The sequence below is a fragment of the Chryseobacterium manosquense genome (genome assembly GCF_014623485.1).
Classification (GTDB): domain Bacteria; phylum Bacteroidota; class Bacteroidia; order Flavobacteriales; family Weeksellaceae; genus Kaistella; species Kaistella haifensis.
The window spans coordinates 2,199,316-2,221,600 of sequence record NZ_CP060203.1; the positions used below are offsets into that span (position 1 = coordinate 2,199,316).

19 protein-coding genes are annotated in these 22,285 nt (G+C 37.7%); 10 read left to right on the plus strand and 9 right to left on the minus strand.

All coding sequences use genetic code 11. The features are described from left to right. Positions 1–7: 7 nt before the first annotated feature. Positions 8–1,105, minus strand: a complete 1,098-nt coding sequence (locus H0S70_RS10590) for a glycosyltransferase (protein ID WP_188320774.1) — start codon at positions 1,103–1,105, stop codon at positions 8–10. Positions 1,106–1,114: 9 nt separating this feature from the next. Beyond that, the gene (locus tag H0S70_RS10595) at positions 1,115–1,333 is read right to left on the minus strand and encodes a uroporphyrinogen decarboxylase (protein WP_088263878.1); all 219 of its coding nucleotides are present in this window, start codon (positions 1,331–1,333) and stop codon (positions 1,115–1,117) included. A 157-nt stretch (positions 1,334–1,490) separates the two neighbouring features. Between H0S70_RS10595 and H0S70_RS10600 the strand changes: the two genes are divergently transcribed. Then, positions 1,491–4,010 (plus strand): ATP-dependent Clp protease ATP-binding subunit, encoded by a 2,520-nt coding sequence (locus H0S70_RS10600; RefSeq protein ID WP_188320775.1) that lies wholly within the window; start codon positions 1,491–1,493, stop codon positions 4,008–4,010. A gap of 75 nt (positions 4,011–4,085) precedes the next feature. Here H0S70_RS10600 and H0S70_RS10605 read toward each other — a convergent pair whose 3' ends face one another. Both H0S70_RS10605 and H0S70_RS10610 read right to left on the minus strand, forming a co-directional pair. Further along, positions 4,086–4,517 (minus strand): nucleoside deaminase, encoded by a 432-nt coding sequence (locus H0S70_RS10605; RefSeq protein WP_123903867.1) that lies wholly within the window; start codon positions 4,515–4,517, stop codon positions 4,086–4,088. 33 nt (positions 4,518–4,550) lie between these two features. Continuing rightward, the gene (locus H0S70_RS10610; RefSeq protein ID WP_228453718.1) at positions 4,551–5,255 is read right to left on the minus strand and encodes an energy transducer TonB; all 705 of its coding nucleotides are present in this window, start codon (positions 5,253–5,255) and stop codon (positions 4,551–4,553) included. A 17-nt stretch (positions 5,256–5,272) separates the two neighbouring features. Here H0S70_RS10610 and H0S70_RS10615 point away from each other — a divergent pair, with 17 nt between their 5' ends. Beyond that, positions 5,273–6,601, plus strand: a complete 1,329-nt coding sequence (locus H0S70_RS10615) for a Y-family DNA polymerase (RefSeq protein ID WP_228453719.1) — start codon at positions 5,273–5,275, stop codon at positions 6,599–6,601. A gap of 69 nt (positions 6,602–6,670) precedes the next feature. Here the strand turns inward: H0S70_RS10615 and H0S70_RS10620 are convergent, their stop codons facing one another. From H0S70_RS10620 to H0S70_RS10635, 4 genes are all read right to left on the minus strand, one after another. Continuing rightward, positions 6,671–7,297, minus strand: coding sequence for a 50S ribosomal protein L25/general stress protein Ctc (locus tag H0S70_RS10620; RefSeq protein WP_188320777.1), 627 nt, complete (start codon positions 7,295–7,297; stop codon positions 6,671–6,673). A 47-nt stretch (positions 7,298–7,344) separates the two neighbouring features. Then, positions 7,345–8,283 (minus strand): ribose-phosphate pyrophosphokinase, encoded by a 939-nt coding sequence (locus tag H0S70_RS10625; RefSeq protein ID WP_123249396.1) that lies wholly within the window; start codon positions 8,281–8,283, stop codon positions 7,345–7,347. A 91-nt stretch (positions 8,284–8,374) separates the two neighbouring features. Beyond that, positions 8,375–9,862, minus strand: coding sequence for an SGNH/GDSL hydrolase family protein (locus H0S70_RS10630; protein WP_188320778.1), 1,488 nt, complete (start codon positions 9,860–9,862; stop codon positions 8,375–8,377). Positions 9,863–9,876: 14 nt separating this feature from the next. After that, positions 9,877–11,112 carry an OmpP1/FadL family transporter gene (locus H0S70_RS10635; protein ID WP_188320779.1) on the minus strand — a complete coding sequence of 412 codons (1,236 nt, stop codon included), beginning with the start codon at positions 11,110–11,112 and terminating at the stop codon, positions 9,877–9,879. Between the two features lie 386 nt (positions 11,113–11,498). Here H0S70_RS10635 and H0S70_RS10640 point away from each other — a divergent pair, with 386 nt between their 5' ends. The 5 genes from H0S70_RS10640 to H0S70_RS10660 all read left to right on the plus strand — a co-directional run bounded on the left by H0S70_RS10640 (position 11,499) and on the right by H0S70_RS10660 (position 18,586). Beyond that, complete coding sequence (locus H0S70_RS10640) at positions 11,499–12,815, plus strand: PSP1 domain-containing protein (RefSeq protein ID WP_188320780.1); 1,317 nt, start codon at positions 11,499–11,501, stop codon at positions 12,813–12,815. Continuing rightward, positions 12,802–13,272, plus strand: coding sequence for a gliding motility lipoprotein GldH (locus tag H0S70_RS10645; protein ID WP_188320781.1), 471 nt, complete (start codon positions 12,802–12,804; stop codon positions 13,270–13,272). Before H0S70_RS10640 ends, H0S70_RS10645 begins: the two co-directional genes overlap by 14 nt. A gap of 8 nt (positions 13,273–13,280) precedes the next feature. After that, positions 13,281–15,662 carry a penicillin-binding protein 1A gene (locus H0S70_RS10650; RefSeq protein ID WP_188320782.1) on the plus strand — a complete coding sequence of 794 codons (2,382 nt, stop codon included), beginning with the start codon at positions 13,281–13,283 and terminating at the stop codon, positions 15,660–15,662. A gap of 74 nt (positions 15,663–15,736) precedes the next feature. Next, on the plus strand, positions 15,737–17,281 hold the full coding sequence (locus tag H0S70_RS10655) for a protein adenylyltransferase SelO (protein ID WP_188320783.1): 1,545 nt from the start codon (positions 15,737–15,739) through the stop codon (positions 17,279–17,281). Between the two features lie 30 nt (positions 17,282–17,311). Then, positions 17,312–18,586, plus strand: coding sequence for a DUF6080 domain-containing protein (locus H0S70_RS10660; RefSeq protein WP_188320784.1), 1,275 nt, complete (start codon positions 17,312–17,314; stop codon positions 18,584–18,586). Positions 18,587–18,642: 56 nt separating this feature from the next. Here the strand turns inward: H0S70_RS10660 and H0S70_RS10665 are convergent, their stop codons facing one another. Then, positions 18,643–19,146, minus strand: a complete 504-nt coding sequence (locus H0S70_RS10665; RefSeq protein ID WP_188320785.1) for a superoxide dismutase family protein — start codon at positions 19,144–19,146, stop codon at positions 18,643–18,645. A gap of 140 nt (positions 19,147–19,286) precedes the next feature. On the opposite strand from H0S70_RS10665, the gene H0S70_RS10670 reads away from it, so the two are divergent. From H0S70_RS10670 to H0S70_RS10675, 3 genes are all read left to right on the plus strand, one after another. Continuing rightward, entirely contained in the window at positions 19,287–20,855 is a 1,569-nt protein-coding gene (locus tag H0S70_RS10670) for a TonB-dependent receptor (RefSeq protein ID WP_228453720.1), read from the plus strand. A gap of 18 nt (positions 20,856–20,873) precedes the next feature. After that, on the plus strand, positions 20,874–21,506 hold the full coding sequence (locus H0S70_RS14300; RefSeq protein ID WP_228453721.1) for a hypothetical protein: 633 nt from the start codon (positions 20,874–20,876) through the stop codon (positions 21,504–21,506). A gap of 112 nt (positions 21,507–21,618) precedes the next feature. Continuing rightward, entirely contained in the window at positions 21,619–22,260 is a 642-nt protein-coding gene (locus H0S70_RS10675) for a hypothetical protein (RefSeq protein WP_188320786.1), read from the plus strand. The last annotated feature ends 25 nt before the right edge of the window (positions 22,261–22,285 follow it).

Sequence of the window (22,285 nt, forward strand, 5' to 3'; positions counted from 1 at the left end):
ATGTGATTTAGAAATTCTCTTTTGCTACTTTTTCGAAAAGATTGACGATTTTAGGCTCTTCATTTTCCCAGCAAAGTTCAGCTGCTGCTTTATTTAAAGGGTTTTCATAGAAAGATTTCCCTTTTTCGAGAACGATTTTTACTCGATCAGCAAGTTCTTCATAATTGCGAATCTTTTCACCTACCTGAAAATGATCAACTACTTTTCTCATTTCTGGAAAGTCGGAAACCACGACCGGAATTCTTGCCTGAATATAATCCGAAACCTTATTCGGCATAGAAAAATAATAACTCAAACCATTATTTTCTTCGATACTGAGCCCAACATCAGCTTTTCTGCTAATTTCTCGAAGTTTTTCGGGAAGCAATTTTCCAATAAATTTAACTTTGTTTTCTAGCTTTAAATCCTTTGTTAAAGCTAAATATTCTTTTTTTTTGGGTCCATCACCGACAATCCAAAGTTCTGCATTTTCGATAAATTTCATCGCGGGAATCATTTTATCCAAACCTCTAGAAGGATTGATAACTCCCTGATAAAGAATAATTTTCGGTGAATTTATTTGAGAATAATCCTGTAGATTTGCTGTTTTTCTAGGGAAATTCTGTACCACAGTCGGCCTTTCGATTTCGTAGGTTTTTGTGAACCAATCTGCGTAACTTTCGCTCGCCGTCATCATATAACGGAGTTTGGGAACAACGAAAGATTCCAACGCACGCCAAATTTTTTGAGTGAATCTTCCATTTACCGACGGCATTTCGGTAAAAATTTCATGGCTATCAAAAACTAATGGAATATTGAATTTCTTTGAAATCAAATAATTCGGCAATAGTGTATCGAGGTCATTAGAAAGAAGAATGGTGTTCATGTTGGCTTTGCGGAGCAATTCATGGTAAAGTTTCATTTGAAATTCAACATACGCAAACTTCAAAACCTTAGATTTCAACATGATTCTGGAGAAAGGATAATCTCTCTTCATTTCGGGCAATCCGCACCAATTATTTCCAATAAGCTCAGGTTGAAAACCGTTTTCAGATAATGTTCTACAAACCTTTTCTACACGTTGGTCTGTACATAAATTATTGAAAACGCTTACCAAAACTTTCATCTCGGCAAATTAGTTCTTTTTCACCAAATGATAAATTTGGATAAAGCATAGGATGGCATTCGGGATGATAATTGGCCAAAGATAATCACTGAAAACTCCGTAGATTACGAACAAAATGCATCCTATCAAATTTACAATCCTGATTTTATTGATGTCTTTGAGAATAAAACTTAGCACGACGAAAAAAGATGCGCCATAGCCTATAAAGTTGGTGATTTCAGGGTTCATGCTATATATTTGGATAGCAAACCTAATCATTTTGAACGGAATAGGAAAATTTTTTACTGCCATAAAGTCATTATTTACTTTTGGTAAAGTATTTGTAACTTTGATAGAGCAATTAAAAACTCAAGAATGTTTTTAATGATAATTTTGAACAAATATTATGGATTATAAATTTTCAAGTGGTTTGGATCAAGTTTTCCAACACAGCAAAAGCGAAGCGAGAAGATTACAAAGCGAGTTCCTCAATACGGAGCATTTCCTTCTGGGAATCATCAAAACCGAGAACTCTGCCAAAGAAATCTTGCAGAATCTGGGAGCAGATTTAACTCAAATTAGAAGAAAAATCGAAACCATGTCGGTATCGGGTCTCAACCCTTTTTCACCAGATAATGATCGGATTTCCTTCACCAAAATGGCAGACCAAGCCGTAAAACGTTCGGAACTCGAATGCAGGCAATACCAAAGTTCGGAAATCAATAGCGTTCATTTACTTTTAGGGATTTTATATAAAGCTGACGATCCTACGACCAATATTCTTGGCTCCTATGATGTCGATTACGAAAGAGTTACAAAAGAGTATCAAATGATGCTTAAAAATTCTGGTCAAGATCCGAAAATGAGTGCTTATGATGGTGATGAAGAGCGCGAAGAATTCGGACAAATGCGCAAACCAACCGGCAACATCGGAACAGGTAAAAGTAAAACCCCGACTTTGGACAATTTCGGAAGAGATTTAACTGCGCTTGCGAGAGACGGAAAACTCGATCCAGTAATTGGTCGTGAGAAGGAGATCGAAAGGGTTTCTCAAATTTTGTCGAGGAGAAAGAAAAACAATCCACTTTTAATTGGTGAGCCTGGTGTCGGTAAATCTGCTATTGCGGAAGGCTTGGCACTACGAATTCAACAGAAAAAAGTTTCTCGTGTCCTTTTCGGAAAACGTGTGATTACTTTAGACCTTGCAAGTTTAGTAGCAGGGACCAAATATCGTGGCCAATTCGAAGAGAGAATGAAAGCCATCATGACCGAGCTAGAGAAAAACCGCGACGTGATTCTCTTTATTGATGAGCTTCACACCATCGTGGGAGCCGGAAGTTCTACCGGAAGTTTAGATGCTTCGAATATGTTTAAACCTGCTTTGGCTAGAGGCGAAATTCAATGCATAGGAGCGACAACCCTTGATGAATACAGACAATACATCGAGAAAGATGGTGCATTGGAAAGACGTTTCCAAAAAGTAATGGTGGAACCTACTTCTGTGGAAGAAACCGTACAGATTTTAAATCAAATTAAAGACAAATACGAAGATCATCACAACGTAAATTATAGCGATGAAGCAATTTTAGCTTGTGTAAATCTTACGTCAAGATACATTACCGATCGTTTCCTACCGGATAAAGCTATTGATGCGATGGATGAGGCTGGTTCTCGTGTTTATATTAAGAACATGAAAGTTCCTAATGAAATCATCGATTATGAGAAAAAAATAGAGGAAATAAAAGACCAAAAACATCAAGCAGTAAAAAGACAAGATTATCTAGAAGCCCGAAAACTGAAAGATGAGGAGGAAAGATTACAGATCGAACTGAATATTGCTCAAGAAGCTTGGGATAAAAATGTGAAAGAAAAGAAAGAACTCGTTACCGAAGAAAGCGTTGCAGAAGTTGTTTCCATGATGAGTGGAATTCCTGTAACGAAAGTAGGCAAAAATGAGCTCGATAAATTGTCACAAATGGATGCTATGCTCAATGGTAAAGTTATCGGCCAAGAAGATGCGGTAAAAAAGGTGGTAAAAGCCATCCAAAGAAACCGTGCCGGATTGAAAGATCCTAATCGACCAATCGGAACTTTTATTTTTCTAGGAACCACCGGTGTTGGTAAAACCGAGCTTGCTAAAGTGATGGCCCGCGAACTTTTCGATTCGGATGAAGCGTTGATCCGCATCGACATGAGTGAATACATGGAAAAATTCGCTGTTTCCAGATTAGTAGGCGCGCCTCCGGGATATGTGGGCTACGAAGAAGGTGGACAGCTGACCGAAGCAGTTCGCAGAAAACCATATGCCGTGGTACTTTTAGATGAGATTGAAAAAGCGCATCCGGATGTATTCAATATTCTACTTCAGATTTTGGATGAAGGTTTCGTAACTGATTCTTTGGGACGAAAAATTGATTTTAGAAATACCATTATCATTTTAACTTCCAATATTGGAACACGCGATCTTAAAGATTTCGGCGACGGTGTAGGATTCGGAACTTCCGCGAAAAAATCCAACACCGATGCAAGAGCGAGAAGCACCATTGAAAATGCTCTTAAAAAAGCATTTGCTCCGGAATTCCTCAACAGAATTGATGACATCGTGATCTTTAATTCATTAGTTAAAGAAGACATCACCAAAATCATCGATTTAGAATTGAGCAAACTATACAACCGTCTCGAAAAATTGAATTATCACGTTGAACTCACCCAGGAAGCGAAAGAATTTATCGCAGAAAAAGGTTGGGACAAAGATTTCGGTGCAAGACCGCTAAAAAGAGCGATCCAAAAATACATCGAAGATTTACTGGCAGAAATGCTCGTGAACAAGCAACTTTCGGAGGGTGAAACCGTTGTTTTACAGCTAAATGAAACTAAAGACGGACTGGCTTCAGAAAAGGTAAAAAAGAAGCAAAACGCAAAATAATATTGCAAAATTAAACCGAACACAAAGCCTTGTCAATTTATTTTGACAAGGCTTTTTGATTTAATACCTACGCTATTATCTTTTACTTTTAAAGAAATTTTTCACGAAATCGGAACATTCATTCTCCATCACACCAACTACCAATTCGGTTTTTGGATGCAGCGATAAATTTTTATTAATGAAACCCCGCTGCTCATCTCTCGCTCCGATAACCACTTTGGAAATTTGCGACCAATTCAGCGCTCCGCAGCACATTACACAAGGTTCGAGCGTAACATAAAGCGTACAATTTTGAAGATACTTTCCGCCCAAATAATTTGCCGCAGAAGTAATCGCTTGCATTTCTGCATGAGCCGTAACATCGTTTAAAGCTTCGGTAAGATTATGTGCTTTTGCGATCACTCGATTGTTGGAAACGATGACGCAGCCGATGGGAACCTCATCTTTTTCCAAAGCAATTTGCGCTTCCTGAAGCGCCATTTTCATATAATATTCGTCCGTAAACATTCTTTGTTAATAATTTAAAAAGAGTGAAAAACTTTACTCAAAATTCATGGCTAAAGGCAAACGAAACCTGTAGCGAACAGCTGTTCCGTTGACAACCGCGGGAGAAAATTTCTCTGGTAAAAGATAAATAGCGATTTCAGCCTGCCGGTTGAATGTGAAATTGTCTCCCTCCGCACGCACACTGCTAATGCTTCCATCTTTTTCAACCACGAAAACTACGCTGGTTTTTAATAATTTTTGGCCTGGTAAAACCGAGTCTGAATAAAACAAATCAGCAACTTGTTTTCTCAGCGTTTCGAAGCCTCCGGGATAGGTTGCTTGTTCGTTCAGCATTTGCTTTTGTGGATTTTCAGCGTGATCGATCGTGGTTTTTCTAGAGGCTATTCTGTCTAAATCTTCCCGATTTTTTACTTTAATTAAAGTTGCAATAAAAGCAGTATTCTGAATGCTGTCGAGCTTCACCATAAACTCCGAAAAATTCTCCTTGATGCTTCTTTTTTCTTCATAATTTGTTTCGGAATCAAATTTTTTTTTAAATTCATTATTCAACATAAGACGCTGATAATCAAAATAATCTTTGGTAATTTTAAATTCTTGATTTTGCTGAGCTTGCGAAAAAAACAGGCTCAATAAGAAAATCAGATAAAGTAATTTTTTGGTCACTGATGTTAATATATTGATGTAAAAATAGTTAAAAATTCCGACAAAATGATGTGCATAAGTTTTACTTTTTTTCATGAAATTAATGCCTAATTTTGAACATCGTTTTCACTAAAAATTCTTCCAAAAAACCAAAATCTAAGAAAATGTACGCACTGGTCGATTGCAATAACTTCTTTGTTTCCTGCGAAAGAACTCTAGACAAAAGTCTTGAGGACAAACCGGTTGTGGTACTTTCAAACAATGATGGCTGCGTGATTTCCCGAAGCAATGAGGCGAAAGCATTGGGAATTCCGATGGGCGCTCCGGCGTTTAAATACAAAGATCTTTTTGCTAAAAATAATGTTCAGGTTTTCTCAGCAAAATTTGAATTGTACAATTATTTAAGTCAACAAGTTTCTGCAATTGCCAAAAACTACGCTCCGGAATATGAAATCTACAGCATTGATGAGCTTTTTCTGGATTTTCATGGTTTTAAATATTTCAATCTGCAAACTTATTGCGAAGAACTTCGAAAACGCATTATCGATGAGCAAAAAATTCCTGTAAGCATCGGAATTGCGCCGACTAAAACGTTGTGCAAAGTCGCCAACCGAATCGTAAAAAAATATCCGGATCGCTTCGCAACAGGAGTTTACATCATGAATACTCCGGAAAAAATTGAAAAAGCACTGAAATGGCTTCCTATCGAAGACGTTTGGGGAATCGGGCGGAGAATTGCGGCAAAAATGCACGAAAACGGCGTTTATAAAGCTTGGGATTTGCTCCAGAAACCTGAAATTTGGGTTAGAAAAATCATGGGAATCCACGGAACCCGAATGATCAATGAACTAAAAGGAATTCCACAATTGGTTTTGGAAGAACCATCGAGAAAAAAAACGATTTGTGTTAGCCGCAGCTTTATGGAAATGATTACCGAAAAAGAAGAACTTCGGGAACGGATTGAAACTTTTGCGATGTATTGTGCGGAGAAACTTCGCAAGCAAGACTCATGCTGCAAGGTGATTACTGTTTTCATTTACACCAACCGCTTCCGAAAGGATTTGGGCGAGTATAAAAATGGTTTTTCGATGATATTGCCCAATCCCAGCAGTTCCTCAATCGTACTCGCAAAGATGGCCAATAAAATCTTCGAGGCTATTTATAAAGAAGGTTATCATTACAAAAAAGCAGGTGTTGTTGTTTCAGAATTTGTACCCGATAACGAGCGCATAACCAGCCTATTCGAAAAAGATGTGGATGCGAAACATATTCCGGTGATGAAAGCGATGGATTTCCTGAACCGGAAATACGGAAAAGATAAAATTCGCCTCGGAAGCATGAGCGGAAAAAATACTTTCGGGCGGAAAATTATTTCTGATGATTATGAAAAACTCCTGAAAAACAATACTTTACCAGAAGCCAATTACCGATTCTTTAGTTAAAATCGCAATTTTTAAAACAAAAAAAATCCCATCAAAAAATTGACGGGATTTATTACTATTTCGAGAAAATTATTCTGCGCTTGTAGCTTCTGCTGCAGGAGCTTCACCTTCTTCATCGTCATCATCTTCTACTACTGCACCACCTTTCATTGCAGTTCTAGACATCTTCACAGCAACTACTACTGCATTGTCTGGGTGCATGAATGAGAATCCATCAGTTTTGATATCTCCAACATAAAGTTTGTTACCAATTTTAAGAGGAGTAACATCTACCACGATTTCGTCTGGTAAGTTAGCAGGAAGTGCTTTCAACTTCAATTTTCTGAAAGATTGACGAAGTGCACCACCGGAAACAACCCCTTTTGCACGACCGGTAAGTCTTACTGGAACTTCCATCACCACTGGCTTATCGTCAGCTAATTGATAGAAATCTGCGTGAAGAATTTTGTCGGTGATTGGGTGAAACTGGATGTCCTGAAGTACTGCAGGAATAGTTTGTCCGTCAACCTCAATAGATACCGTGTGTGCGTCGGGAGTATAAACCAAACCTTTGAAAGATCTTTCTTCAGCAGAAAAATTTAAAGTTTCGGCTCCTCCGTAAACAACACAAGGAACTAATTCAGCATCACGTAAAGCTTTAGTAGACTTTTTGCCCACGCTTTCTCTTTTTGTACCTTGAATTGTAATTGATTTCATTATAATAAATTAAAAAATTTTAAGGGTGCAAAGATAAAGATTATTTTTTAAATAATAAATTTATCGCTGATCGATTTGTGTTCGTGTACCATTTTCATTACATCTGCAAATAATTCTGCACATGAAAGCACTTTTATTTTGGATGATAATTCGCTTTTCACAGGAATGGTATCGGTTACAATAACTTCTGAAATTTTAGATTTTTCTATATTTTCATAAGCTTTGCCTGAAAAAACCGCATGCGTTGCCATTGCTCGAACGCTTTTCGCTCCTTTTTCCATTAGAATATCGGCAGCTTTGCAAAGAGTTCCCGCGGTATCAATCATATCATCGATAAGGATAACATTTTTTCCTACGACATCTCCAATAAGGAACATTTCTTCGATTACATTGGCTTTTTTTCTTTCTTTGTAAGCAATTACGACTTCTGCACCAAGATGACCTGCGTAATTTTTTGCTCTTTTCGCTCCTCCCATGTCAGGTGAGGCGATCGTAAGGTTATCTAATTGTAATGATTGAATATATTCAATAAAAATTGAGGAAGCATAAAGATGATCTACTGGAATTTCAAAGAATCCCTGAATTTGATCTGCATGCAAATCCATGGTCATAATTCTTGTTGCACCCGCTGCAGTTAGAAGATTTGCAACCAATTTTGCTCCTATTGGTGCTCTTGGCTTATCTTTTCTATCTTGTCTAGCCAAACCGTAGTATGGAAGAACCACTGTAATGCTTTTAGCAGATGCTCTTTTGGCGGCATCAATCATTAATAGAAGTTCCAAAAGATTGTCTGCAGGTGGAAATGTAGAGCCTATTAAAAATACCCTTCCACCTCTTACGGTTTGGTCCAAAACCGGCTCAAACTCTCCGTCACTGAAGTCCTGAAACTTAATTTTTCCTAAATCCTGCCCATAATGTTGAGCAATTTTTTCCGCCAAAACTTTACTCGTTCTTGTGGAAAAGAGATAACTTGCCTGATCAGCCATTTTTACTTTTTTTAGATGTGCAAATTTAAAAAAATAAAACCACCTGAAGAGTTTCAAGTGGTTTTAAAATTTGATTATTTTCGAATAGTATTTACGGGAATTTAACTCCGGAATAGCTATTTACATTAACCATAGGAAGTGTAGACTTGTAAGTAGTGTTAATGGCCTTAATAAATTCATTAGCAATTAATGCATACCCTCTTCCTGTAAGGTGAACTCCATCCAAAGAGAAAGTTCCTCCGGTAACGAATGTTGCAGTATATTTCACCCCGTCAAATTGGATTCCTGATGTTTTTGCAAGTTCAAGCATTTTGGCATTTGCATCTACAAAAGCAAGTCCTTTAGCAGTTGCAACCGCTTTAATTACACCATTGAAAGTAGCAGTTGCAGCCAAAACCTCATCTTTTTCAGTGCTGGAAAGTACGTGCTTATCATCTAATGGGAAAGTTACTCCATATTTATTGAAAGGCGCTACAGCATAAGGTGAGCTTGGAGCCGTACCAATTACTGAACTGGTTGTTAATGGTAATAAATCCGCTGAAGTAGCATGTCTCGCTTGACCATAAACTATCCCCATTAAACCTGCTTGCTGAGCCGGAACTCCTGCTGCAACTAAAGCTCCTGTAATTTGAGCTGAAAGATTGGTTAAGGATTCATCTTTCAACAAAACTGGGTTTTGGGTAGCTTTCATTAAACTAAGACGATCTCCTTGTCCATAAGCGGTAAGAATTTGCTTTAACGGACCGAAAACCTGTTGGTTAAGTGCCGTAACTGAAGCAGCATCCAACGGAACCGGATTATAAGGAACCGTGGTAAAGAACGGAATTGCCGTTACATTCGGGATATTAGCTACAACACCTTTTGCTCCATTTGAAGTAAGGGTCGCGATTAATCCATTATAAGCTTGAGTAAATAACGCCTCGGAAGTGATTGGATTAGAACCATCTCCACCGGAAGTTGCATATCCCAAAACATCATTATTTCCTATCCAAAGAGAGAAGAAAGTAGGATTCTGAGCCATGGCATCCGCAACAACAGTTGTGGTTGCTGAAGAGGCAAATCTTACGAAATAAGGATTTGCAGTTCCTGTTTGCAATCCTGCAGCGCTACCATATCCCGGAGCAAGTAAGTGATAGGATTTAGCACCTGGTACGCCCATATTTTGATAAGGTCCCGAAGAAAAAATACTCGCGATGGTATTGGTCGCAGTTCCTGACGCAACAACCGGTCCTAAAGCTCCGGTAGTTGGATTTACTGCCAAAACCAACTTATTTCCTACTCCGACAGCAGGGATTCCACCCAAATTATCAGACATCATTGGTTGTTTAAATTCGCCTCCACCAGCTAATTGCATTTGTTTAGCAATCATACTTGGGTAAGATTCGTTTTGCCCATCGATGTATAAAGCATTATCACGGTAACCAGAGGTAAGAGAGTTTCCTAAAGCTACATATTTGGTAAAATCTGCATCGCCTTTAGAAACGACGATGTCGCTTACATCTTGGTCGAAATTGGTGTCACAGCTTACATTAAATAGTAAAGCCGAAACAGCTATTGTTGAAATTAATATTCTTTTCATAATTAAAATAGTTCTTAAAATGCGTTGTAAGATAAACCTAAACCGAAATAATAGGCCTTCGCTTTTGCCTGTCCGTAGAAATCATAGTAGGAATTGTCTACTTTTCTTGCGGTTTGGAAGTTATATGCTCCTGATAAATCAATCCCCAATCCTTTCCACTTATAACCGATACCACCTGTAATTACATTGGCGTCAAAAGATGGAGTATCTGGGATGAAATCTTTATCTTCATACGGAGATTCGTCATAATAGTAACCTAATCTTGCCGCGAAATTATCCGTAACCATATATTGGGTACCGATTCTCCAAGTTTTTGTACTATGGAAATTTTTCGGAGAAACCTGAATCGTTGGATCTGGTCCGGCTTGATTTACATTAGCATTTTCGAAATCCAATACGAGTCTACCATATCGATCCCATCCGCTATAGTTGAAATCCCCGGAAACCGACCATTTCGGAGTCACTTTATATGTTACCCCAATTGTATATTCATCAACCAAAGGCAAAATAGCTTTAAATTTATCTTGTCCGTTAGCATCCAAACCTACTGCGGAAAACAAACTCGAAGAAATATTGAATGTAGCAAGTCCTTCGTTTGCCTCCATATCAATTGGTGAACGGTAAGCGATACTCACATCCAATTTGTCATTTGGTCTAAAATAGAAACCTAACCCAAAACCTTTTCCGGAAGCCTGGTCGTCTTTAATATTTAAAGTTCCTCCCAATTGCGTTACCGATTTGGTCCAATCTACCGATCCTTTTGCATAGATGAAACTACCCCCTACAGATGCCCACGGCGCCAATTTGAACGAAACCATCGGCTGAAAATAGAATGCTTGCAGTTCAATTTCTTGCACGATTTCGCTTCCTGCCCAATCTGAAGGCCATTTCACGGTACTCCCAAACGGAGTTGCAAAACTAAAACCAACAGAAACTTCGTCTAAAATCTTGTAGGCCACCGCTGCATAAATTGGTGTTCCCAAAGGATTTTCAGTAGAATAAGATTGCAAAGTAGAAGTATTTTGGTAATTTACTTCCGAATTAATGCCAAATCCTCCCGCGGCAACACTCAGTTTATTGGGGATAAAAGAAATCCCCGCCGGGTTAAAGAATGCCACACTCGCATCTTCTGCGTGTGCGCTGGTATGCGCCATTGCCAATTGCTTTACGCCCTGTAATGCAACTCTGAAACCTCCTGCTTGCGCAAGTACACCGGCCAAAAGAGCTGCTGATAGAACTATTTTTTTCATAAAATCATTATTAATGTTCCAAATATAAAATTATTTTTTAAACAAATGTTAACAAACCATAAATATTTTTAAACGAATGGTAAATTCACCATTCCGTTTAACTAAATTAAGGCGAAATAAATTTAAAAAACACTTTATTTAAAGGCAATAACAAACATTAAAAAATATTTGAATTTTTCTTATTTAAATTAAATAATAGAATGAAAACCATAACAATTTTAAATTTTTAAATTATATGATTTGCATAATATTAGCGATATTTATGAATTATCTTTAATAATATTACAATAATCCTGAAAACTAAAAATCTTTAGGTGAAAATAAAACGCTTTGTTATCTGCAAAATAAATTTATACTAAATTTGCAGTAGATAATTATATATAAATATGAGTTGTGGATGCAAAACATCCGGCGATTCGTCCCATTCATGCGGAACAAAATCTGCGAATGGCTGTGAAAATGTAAATACTTGTGGAAACAGCTATAAATTAAATGTTTTCGATTGGCTCTCGAATGTCAGCAATCCTTCAAAATCTGCAACCGATTTTGTTGAAGTGAGGTTCAAGAATGATCGTAAATTTTTTTATAAAAATACCAACAATTTACCGCTTCATATTGGAAGCATCGTCACAGTAGAATCCAGCCCGGGTCACGATATAGGTGTAGTAAGCCTTACAGGGGAATTGGTGAAAATTCAGATGAAAAAGAAAGATTTCTCTGAAGAAAACCCTCTGAAAATATACCGATTAGCCAACCAAAAAGATATTGAAGTTTGGCAGGAAGTACGCGCTAAAGAAGAATCTGTAAAAATTCAGGCAAGAAAAATTTCCCACGCCCTGAATCTTGACATGAAGATTACCGATGTAGAGTACCAAGGAGATGGCGCGAAAGTTACCTTCTATTACACCGCTGATAACCGCGTGGATTTCAGACAATTAATTAAAGAATTCGCTGCTGCCTTCCGTACCAAAATCGACATGAAACAAATCGGTTTCCGACAAGAAGCTGCAAAAGTTGGCGGAATTGGTTCTTGTGGAAGAGAACTATGCTGTTCAACTTGGTTAACCGATTTCCGATCGGTGAATACCAATGCGGCGAGATATCAGCAATTGTCCATCAATCCTCAAAAACTTGCCGGGCAATGCGGTAAACTGAAATGCTGTCTCAATTATGAACTCGATAGCTATTTGGATGCATTGAGCGATTTCCCATCTTCATCAACTACGATTGATACGGTGAACGGAAAAGCATTCTGCATTAAAATCGACGTTTTCAAAAAGAGAATGTGGTTTGCGTATGCCGATCGTTCGATGGCTTGGTATGATTTGGATGTTCAAGATGTGAAAAAACTCATCGCTCAAAACAAAAAAGGGGAAAAAACTCCACCTTTGGAAGAGATGAAAACCAGTGACATTCCGGTGAAATCAGTCGATTTGATTCAGGAAAACAATATGGATCGTTTTGAGAGAAAAAACCGAAATTCTGGAAAAAATCAAAACCAAAACCGAAAAAAACCGAATAACGGTCCTAAACCTAATAATTCAAATCCTCCGAAAGCAAAAATTGAAAATAAACCTGCTGCAAAACCTAACGAGAAAAGCAATACTGCTGCTACAAACCAGCCCCAAAATGCTAAATCGCCGAACCAGCAACCGAAAAAATTTAAAAAGAAATTTCAGCCAAAACGTGATGACAAAGCATAAAATCTTGGGTGTTTTTTCCGTTTTAGTTCTGCTAATAGGTTGCAACAGCGCTTCGGAAAACGTTGATATAAAATCCATTAACGGAATTTGGAACAAAAAAACCGAGCAAAAATTCGGTTTTACGGTACACGATGCCCAGCTCCCAAAAAATATTATATTTGTTGTAAGAAACAATAATGAATATCCTTACAGCAATATCCGGTTTATTGTGAATTTTGGGGAAGCAAAATCCAACAAAAAAATCACAGATACTTTAAATTATGTATTGGCAAAACCTAATGGCGAATGGATCGGAAAAGGATTCGGAGACACCAAAGAAACCTTGTTTCAGTATAAAATCAATTACAAATTTCCTAAAAATGGGGATTATCAGATTGGAGTTGTCCATGGGATGAGAACCGATAATTTGAAGGGAATTGAAGATATAGGCGTAAAAATAGAATCTGCAAAACCGTAATATCATTTATGGAAAACAAACCAAATATGGGAAGCAAACCAAAACAAACGTTTCCGCTTCCTCCTAAAAAAGAAAAAAATCTCGGCTGGAAAAAATGGGTGAAATTGACATGGATGGCACTCATTGCAGTAGTTTTGGGCATTTCTCTCGTGTTTTTTGCCGTTTCACAAGGTTTTCTAGGCAGTATGCCCGATGTGAAAGAGCTAGAAAATCCCGACATTTATGTAGCTTCTGAAATCTATTCTTCCGACGGAAAACTTCTCGGAAAATTTGAAAAAGAGAAAACACAGCCCGTAACTTATAAAGAACTGCCTCCTTACCTAATTTACGCCCTTCAGGCGAAAGAAGACGAGCGTTTCAAAGAACACTCAGGAATTGATTTACAGTCAGTTGCAAGAGCAGTTGTGTATGGCGGTAGCCGCGGTGGAGGTTCTACCATTACCCAGCAATTGGCAAAACTTTTATTTACCGATAATGTTTCCCAGAATAAAATTCAAAGAGCGTTTCAAAAGCTTAAAGAATGGGTTGTAGCCGTAAGTTTGGAGAAAAGATATACCAAAGAAGAAATCATCACTTTGTATTTCAATAAGTTCGATTTCCTTTACAATGCGAACGGAATCGAAATGGCTTCAAGAATTTATTTCAACAAAACGACTTCGCAACTTACCCTTCCTGAAGCTGCAATGTTTGTTGCCATGCTCGAAAATCCGGTGAAAAATAACCCGATGCGAAATGAAACCCGCGCGCGCGCAAGAAGAGATGTTGTTTTGGATCAAATGCTAAAAAACGGTTATCTCGATCAGCAAACCTATCAAAAAGCAGTAGAATCTCCGATTGTTTTGGATTATCATCCGGTAAAATCAATTGATGAAGGATATTCGGCTTACTATAAATTTTATTTAAGAAAAGAAATCGACGGATATTTGAAAGATTACGAAAAGAAAACCGGGAAAACCCTCAACCTTTTCAAAGACGGTCTTAAAATCTACATCACCCTAGATTCCAAAATGCAAACCTATGCGGAAGAGGCCATAAAAGAACATTTAACCGATTTGCAAAAACGTTTCGATGCGGAACAGCGAGGAAGAAAGCAAAGACCTTTCTATCTCATTAATGATAAAGAAATCAATTCAATCATGATGAGTGCGGTAAAAAGAACCGGAAGATATAAACAGCTGAAAAACGCAGGTGTATCCGAAGATTCCATCATGCTCGATTTCAAAAAACCAGTAAAAACTTCCAGATTTACTTGGAACGGCGAAGAAGAAGTGGAAATGTCTCCTTGGGATTCAATCCGTTATCATAAGCAAATCGCACAAGCTGGCTTAATGTCGATGGTTCCTGGAACTGGAGAAATCAAAGCTTGGGTTGGAGGGATCAATTGGCAACATTTCCAATATGATCACATTAAACAAGGAAAAAGACAAGTTGGATCTACTTTTAAACCATTTGTTTATGCGACTGCAATCATGAAATTGGGGATGACTCCTTGTTCTACAGTATCCAATGCGACTTACAGAAAAGGAACCTGGATCGTTGAAGGATCAGGTGGAAGTCTTACTTTAAGAGACGCGCTCGCTCACTCGAAAAACCCGGTGGCGGTTCGCTTGATCGAAATGACTACTCCGAAAAGCGTTATTCAAACCGCGCGAGATCTCGGAGTAACCGAAGAAATTCCGAATGAATATGCAGTAGCCCTTGGTTCTTCAGACATTACCATTTACGAGATGTTGGGTGCTTACAGTACTTTTGCCAACTACGGAAATTACATAAAACCTGAAATGATTTGGCGTATTGAAGATGCCAACGGAAGAGTAATTAAGGAAGTAAAACCAGTACTGAAAGAAGTAATGAACGAACTTTATGCCTATACAATGATTGATTTAATGAAAGGCGTTGCAGAATACGGGACCGCATCTGGGGAACTTGGCAGAAGAGGAGTTGCCAAAGGAATTGAAATAGCTGCCAAAACAGGTACCACACAGAACAATTCCGATGGTTGGTTTATAGGAATTACGCCAAATCTCGCTACCGGAGTCTGGGTCGGTTGGGAAGACCGTGCCACCCACTTCTGGGGAACCGGTGAAGGACAAGGTGCAAAAATGGCACTTCCAATCTGGGCTATTTACATGAAAAAAGTTTGGGCGGATAAGTCGCTTGGCATCCTTCCGGAAGATAAATTTGTAAAACCTTCAAACTGGACCGGCAGTTGCTCCGACCTCCAAGGTTTAGGTGGTTATGGTGACGAAGGTGGCCTGCAAACCATTGATGAGTTAAAAGCTCCAAAAGTAGAAGAAAATCAAAATTATGCTCCACGATCTTCCGGTAAAAAAGAAGAAAACGTCAACGAAAAAATAAATGCCGGCGAAGAAATTGATTTCAATAATTAAGTCCGGAAATCTTCAATAAAAAATATCCTTTCAAAAATTCTTGAAAGGATATTTTTTTTAGCGAACTTTGAAACATGAATTTATCGCAAATCTCCCAACCTTTTCTCAATCAATTTCCCGGCGATTTCTCCGGAAACCCGATGCAACGACAAACCCCGGGCTTTCTTTTCGCAACCGTGGATTTAGCGGGTTTTAAAAATCCTGAACTTCTTATTTTTAATGAGAAACTTTCGCAGGAAATTGGCCTGGGAAGCATTGAAAATGAAAGAGATTTGCAATTTCTCAACGCATCCTCCGCTCCTGATTCTCTAAAAACCTACGCTACCGCTTACGCCGGCCACCAATTCGGTAATTGGGCCGGGCAATTAGGGGACGGTAGAGCAATTATCGCCGGAGAAATCATCAACCCTGTCGGAAAAAAACACGAAATACAGTGGAAAGGAGCCGGTGCCACACCATATTCCCGACATGCCGATGGCAGAGCGGTACTTCGCTCCTCCATCAGAGAATATCTTATGAGTGAGGCGATGCATCATTTAGGAATCCCTACAACAAGGGCACTATCGCTTTCTTTAACGGGGGAAAATGTGTTAAGAGACGTGATGTACGACGGAAATCCCGACTATGAAAAAGGAGCAGTAATGGTGAGAATTGCCGAAAGTTTCCTCCGTTTCGGACATTTCGAACTGATTTCTGCACAAAATGATGTTGAAAATTTAAGAAAACTAGCAGATTTTAGCATTAAAAATTATTTCCCTGAAATCAATCCGGAAAGTCCAGAAAAGTACGCTGCGTTCTTTGAAAATATCGCTCTTCGAACTGCTGAATTGATGGTGGAATGGTACCGCGTTGGTTTTGTTCATGGCGTGATGAATACCGATAATATGTCGGTTTTAGGACTCACCATCGATTACGGACCTTTTTCTTTTTTGGATGAATATGATCTCAGTTTCACCCCAAATACCACCGATCTTCCAGGCCGAAGATACGCTTTCGGAAGTCAGGCAAAAATGGCTCAATGGAATCTTTGGCAGCTTGCAAACGCCCTATTTCCATTGATTAATGATGAAAAAAAGCTCGAAAAAATGCTCAATGATTTCAGTGAAAATTTCTGGAAGAAACACGATGAAATGATGGCAAGAAAATTCGGTTTCAGTGAAGTTCTCGACGGCGATGATCGATTTTTTTCAGATTTTCAACAAGTATTGCAAGATACAAAAGCAGATTATACGCTCTTTTTCTCTCAATTGGAAAAACTTCAACAAGACACTGATATTCAAGAACATTTTAAAGATATTTTTTACAGTCGGCTTTCCGAAAATCATTTGTTTTCCTTTGAAAATTTTATTAAAAATTATCAAATTCGACTATCAAAAAATACTATTTCCCGAGCAGAATCTTTGGCAATCATGAAAAGGAATAATCCAAAGTTTATCCTTAGAAATTATCTGCTTTTTGAATGTATTAAAGAAATAAACGAAGGCAAAAGAGCGTTGCTCAATCAACTTATTTCCGCACTAGAAAACCCGTACGAAGAACGTTATCCGGAATTTTCCAGAAAGCGACCGCCAATATATGACGGACAAACCGGAAGTTCTACACTGTCCTGCAGTTCGTAATTTTTCATACTTTTGCCGAAAATTTTCACCTTGGTTTATCAACAAAAATTCAAAGATTTTCTGAAAACAATTTTCCCTTCCACAAAATTCGAGGTATTGTTGTTCATGATCTTCATCTCGGTTTATGGAATTTTAGGGAGTTTTATTGCCTTAAATTACCGAATTATTTTTGATGACAGAATTCCCTGGGATGCTTATTTCAGTTTCGATAATCGTGCGATTGTGATGACCGGTGGTGGCTTCGAAAGACATCCGCTTGCTAATTATTTCTTCGATTGGATTCGGGAGTTTGGTCTTCTTTTTTCTGATGGTAAAAAAGACGAGACTTTCCGGCTTGTTTTGGCGTGGTGCAGCAACTTTGCGATAAGTTTGAGTTTAATTCAAATCTATAAATATTTGAAAAACATTATCGTTTTGCCCAAGAAAATTTCGTTGCTGATCATCGCTTTTTTTGCTTTCTTTTCGACAAATATTTTGCTTTCATTCACCCCGGAAACCTATACCTACACTTTATTTTTCTTGGTTTTATTTAATTATTATGCAGCTTTGAAAATGCGGAAAGGTGAAAAAATTCCTGCCCCTGCATTGATTTTTGCCGGAGTTACTGTTGGTGGTTTAACAGTAACGAATATCGTGAAAGTGTATATTCCTTTACTTTTCGAGAAAAATATTTTCACTCAATGGAAAAAATTCGGGAATGGAGTTTTAAGAATTTTGGCTTCAGTTGCAGTTTTTCTACTGCTGTTTCTTAATCGATTAGACTTTAATTTCCTTCGCTTTCTAGAGAAAACAGAGGAGCAATACGAAAAGTTTTCGAATCCGAAAGCAACTCCGGTTTGGGATATGATTGCTTCGTGGTTTTTCGGTGGAAATATGCTGTTCGCAGGGTTTGAAGTTCGGGATTATCACAATAAAAAAGGATTTGAATATAAGGCACTTTTCATGGATGTTTATGAATCTTGGATTCCCTACCTATTTGTTGCAGCAGTGCTTATTTTGGTGATTTGGAGTTCCGTTAAAAACTTCAAAAACAAATTTGTTTTGGTGTTGATGATTTCATTTTTGGTGGATATTGTGATTCATTGTATCCTGAAATTCGGACTTCACACCTCCTATATCTACGGGGGACATTTTGTTTTTGTGTATCCTTTGCTAATCGGTTGGCTTTTTTATGCTTATAAAAATGCTCCGAAAACACTTAGTTTTCTTTATTCAATTCTTTGGATTTTATTTATTTATCTGGTTTTAAACAATGTTTTCAGAATGGAAGAATTCTTTGTATTCCTAGATAAGTTTTATCAATAAAAAAAGGCAACTCGCGATGAGTTGCCTTTTTAATGTAATTAATTCCGAAGTAAATTTTATTTAATTTCCACACAACCTACTCTACCACCTGCATTTCCGGTTGGTTGGGTCTTAAAATCATCTTTTTCGGCATGAATAATCAATGATTTTCCAACAATATTTTTAGATTCATCATTACACCCGATACACCATTTATCAGTTTCGAAAAGTAGACGAGCGGTTCCATCTTTATCAGCGATTAAATTTCCGATATCGCCCATGTGATAATGTTCTGCGCCCCATTTTCCATGATCATTTTTCGAAGGATTCCAATGTCCGCCTGCAGAACTTCCGTCAGTTGCCGAACAATCTCCTTTTTCATGAATATGAACCGCATGAAAACCTGGACTAAGTTTGTAAACATTTAAATCCAAAGAAACTTTTTTACCCGATTGAGTAAACTTTGCTGTTCCTTGAGTGTCGGTTCCGCTTTTTGGATAAACGACTAAATCTTTGGTAACGGTACACGAAACTGCGAGCGTTGCACCACCGATGAGCATTGAAAGTACTTTGATTTTCATAATGATTTATTTTGTTGTTATTTGAATTTGAAAGATACGGAAAAATAAAAAAACAGTTCAGTGAACAAATTCTTCCATTCAGTTACAAAATTTTTCAGCAAAAGGTATTCCGCAATACTTTTGTTACATAAAATTAAACCATGAGAACTCAAAAAAAATTAAAATTCCTTCTTTTATTCGCTTTGTTATCGGGATCTCTTCTTCAAGCCCAAATCACAATTTCCGGAAAAGTTAATTTCAAAAACAAAGGCGTGAAAGACATTTCAGTCACCTTGAAAGATACTTATGAAGGCGCAACTACCGATGAAAACGGAAATTACACCTTTCAAACTTCGGAAAAAGGTGAGCGAAATTTGGTCTTTAGTCATTCAAAATTTGTAGAAGTGGAGAAAAAAATCGTCATCAATAATGAGTCAATTACCGAAAATATTGATTTAAAAGAACAAATTTCGGAAATCGATGCGGTCGTTATTTCTGCAGGATCCATCGAAGCCAGCGACAGAAAAAGAGCAACAGCGCTCCTCACTCCCGTTGATATTTATACCACGGCAGGCGCAAATGGGCAAGTTACCGCAGCTTTGGAAACCCTGCCCGGTGTCCAGAAAATAGGTGAAACTGAAGGTTTGTTTGTAAGAGGCGGAACCGGTACCGAAACCAAATTTTTCATGGACGGGAATCTTGTGAACAATTTTTTCGGGAATTCTATCCCGGGAATCAAAGCGATGGATCGGCTGAATTCCTCTTTATTTAAAGGAAATGTCTTTTCCAGCGGTGGATATTCTGCAATGTACGGACAAGCTTTATCGTCAATTTTAGCTTTAGAAAGTATCGATTTTCCGGAAAGAAACTCAGTAGACATCGGTATTTCCCCAATTTTCCTAAGTGGTGGTTTTCAGAATGTTGATGACAACAAAACTAAATCTTTCGGTATTTTTGCAGCATACAGCAATTTAGGTTTGATGACAAAATTGTTGAAGTTCAACAACGATTTTACAAAAGCTCCGGAAAGTTTCGGTACAAACTTTAATTTTAGAATTAAAAATAAAAGCGGAGGGATTCTGAAATATTACGGCAGTTTCGACACCAATGCGATGGCGCTTGAAGCAGAAAGTCTCGAACCACAAACCGATTTTGAAAACACTTCCTTGAAAGGAAAAAATACTTTTCACAACCTCTCTTTCAAACAAAAATTCGGGAAATACCTTTTGAATTTGGGAAGCTCTTTTACTTTTAATAATAATTTCATCAGGTTAAGCAATACGTTTGAAAATGAAGAATTTAATCTCAATTCCATCGACGTTACGGGAAAATATTTTAATGCAAAAGCAAGTGTAGAACGGAAAATAAATAAAATTTCAGCCGTCAGAGGCGGCGTAGAGCTTAACCAAACCCACGAAAAGAGCGAAGTAGAGCTTTCCCCGGTTCCTTTTGTATTTAATGACAAAATCACCTCATTATTTGCGGAAACAGATCTCGGCTTTAGCAATGATTTTTCTGCAAAAGTGGGTTTAAGGTCTGAATATTCTTCCGCTATCAATCAATGGAATTTCGCACCGAGACTTGCTTTCGCTTATCGAATTTCAAAAAATTGGACGAGTTCACTCGCTTACGGAACTTTTTACCAAAATCCGGAAAACAAATTCTTTGGAACCCACGATCTCAATTTCCAAAGGGCAGAACATTATATTTTGCAAATTCAAAAATCGTAAGAAGGCAGAAGTTTGAGGATGGAAGCATTTTATAAAAATTACACAGATTTAATTAAAACCCGCTACCAAAATTACCGACAATTGGCGATCAACAACAATGGAGACGGATTTGCCAAAGGGATTGAACTGTTTTGGAGAGACAAAAAAACCATTAAAAATATTGACTATTGGGTTTCTTATTCTTTCCTCGATTCTAAAAGAAATTTTCAAGAATATGACCAAAGTTTGTTCCCCAATTTCGCTTCAAAGCACACTTTGTCTTTTGTTGCAAAGAAGTTTGTAACCAATTGGAAAACAGGATTTAATCTATCATACAGTTACGCTTCAGGAAGACTATTTTATTATTTCAATACCGATAACGACGGAAATTACCATCTACAACAACAGGGAAAAGCAAAAGATTATAACGCCCTAAATTTCAGCGTCAATTATCTTCCTGGTTTAGGAAAAAAAGACGCCAAATATTTTACCGTTTTGGTGTTGGCGGTTAATAATATTCTTGGGCAAAAAAACATTTACGGATACCAATTTTCCAATGATGGACTTCGAAACAAACCGATTTTGCCTTCTGCAAACACTTTTGTTTTCATCGGTGCATTCATCAGTTTCGGGATCGATAGAACGGAAGATGCAATCAATAATAATTTATAATAACCGTTGAGCAAGCCTTTTTAACCTTTCAGATAGAAAAAATTTAACCCAAAGCAAGGATAAAATATCTTTGAATCATCAAAATAAAAACAAATCAAAATAATTGAATACTATGAAAAATTTAATTCTCGGAATCTGCCTAATGATCGGTGTTAAGGCATTTTCCCAAACCTCTTATGAAAAAGCGATGACCGAAAAAATAGCAATCGTTGAACAACGCAAAACTCCGGACGAGTTTACGGCACTGGCAAACGATTTCAAAAGAATCGGCGACAAAGAAAAAACCCAATGGTTACCTTATTATTATGCAGCTTTTGCCACCATTCAAAAAGGAAGAACGCTCATGCGCGAAGGCAAAACAGAAGAACTGGATCTTACCGCAGCCGAAGCTCAGAAATATCTCAATTTAGCAATGCAATTAAATAAAGACAGTGCCGAAAATCTAATTTTACAGAAGATGATTCATTCTCTGAAAATGATGGTAAATCCTCAACAAAGGTTTATGAGTGAAGGAATGTTGGCTGCAGAAGCCCTTTCAAAAGCTGAAAAAATTGATGCGGAAAACCCGAGAATCACCTTGATGAGAGCAGAAGACACCTATTATACTCCTGAACAATTCGGAGGAAGCAAATCGAAAGGACTTGAGTTATTTCAAAAAGCCTTGGATCAGTATACAGTATATCAGCCAAAAACGAAATTAGATCCTAATTGGGGGAAAAGTGAAGCAGAATACTTCTTAGCAAAAAAGCCTTAAAATATACGTTTTCAATATCATATAA

What these genes read in the sequence shown, in the direction of transcription:
- H0S70_RS10590 (WP_188320774.1), bottom strand. Translation starts at nt 1,105, where the DNA reads ATGAAAGTTTTGGTAAGCGTTTTCAATAATTTATGTACAGACCAACGT.
- H0S70_RS10595 (WP_088263878.1), bottom strand. Translation starts at nt 1,333, where the DNA reads ATGAACCCTGAAATCACCAACTTTATAGGCTATGGCGCATCTTTTTTC.
- H0S70_RS10600 (WP_188320775.1), top strand. Translation starts at nt 1,491, where the DNA reads ATGGATTATAAATTTTCAAGTGGTTTGGATCAAGTTTTCCAACACAGC.
- H0S70_RS10605 (WP_123903867.1), bottom strand. Translation starts at nt 4,517, where the DNA reads ATGTTTACGGACGAATATTATATGAAAATGGCGCTTCAGGAAGCGCAA.
- H0S70_RS10610 (WP_228453718.1), bottom strand. Translation starts at nt 5,255, where the DNA reads ATGAAAAAAAGTAAAACTTATGCACATCATTTTGTCGGAATTTTTAAC.
- H0S70_RS10620 (WP_188320777.1), bottom strand. Translation starts at nt 7,297, where the DNA reads ATGAAATCAATTACAATTCAAGGTACAAAAAGAGAAAGCGTGGGCAAA.
- H0S70_RS10625 (WP_123249396.1), bottom strand. Translation starts at nt 8,283, where the DNA reads ATGGCTGATCAGGCAAGTTATCTCTTTTCCACAAGAACGAGTAAAGTT.
- H0S70_RS10630 (WP_188320778.1), bottom strand. Translation starts at nt 9,862, where the DNA reads ATGAAAAGAATATTAATTTCAACAATAGCTGTTTCGGCTTTACTATTT.
- H0S70_RS10635 (WP_188320779.1), bottom strand. Translation starts at nt 11,112, where the DNA reads ATGAAAAAAATAGTTCTATCAGCAGCTCTTTTGGCCGGTGTACTTGCG.
- H0S70_RS10640 (WP_188320780.1), top strand. Translation starts at nt 11,499, where the DNA reads ATGAGTTGTGGATGCAAAACATCCGGCGATTCGTCCCATTCATGCGGA.
- H0S70_RS10645 (WP_188320781.1), top strand. Translation starts at nt 12,802, where the DNA reads ATGACAAAGCATAAAATCTTGGGTGTTTTTTCCGTTTTAGTTCTGCTA.
- H0S70_RS10650 (WP_188320782.1), top strand. Translation starts at nt 13,281, where the DNA reads ATGGAAAACAAACCAAATATGGGAAGCAAACCAAAACAAACGTTTCCG.
- H0S70_RS10655 (WP_188320783.1), top strand. Translation starts at nt 15,737, where the DNA reads ATGAATTTATCGCAAATCTCCCAACCTTTTCTCAATCAATTTCCCGGC.
- H0S70_RS10665 (WP_188320785.1), bottom strand. Translation starts at nt 19,146, where the DNA reads ATGAAAATCAAAGTACTTTCAATGCTCATCGGTGGTGCAACGCTCGCA.
- H0S70_RS10670 (WP_228453720.1), top strand. Translation starts at nt 19,287, where the DNA reads ATGAGAACTCAAAAAAAATTAAAATTCCTTCTTTTATTCGCTTTGTTA.
- H0S70_RS14300 (WP_228453721.1), top strand. Translation starts at nt 20,874, where the DNA reads ATGGAAGCATTTTATAAAAATTACACAGATTTAATTAAAACCCGCTAC.
- H0S70_RS10675 (WP_188320786.1), top strand. Translation starts at nt 21,619, where the DNA reads ATGAAAAATTTAATTCTCGGAATCTGCCTAATGATCGGTGTTAAGGCA.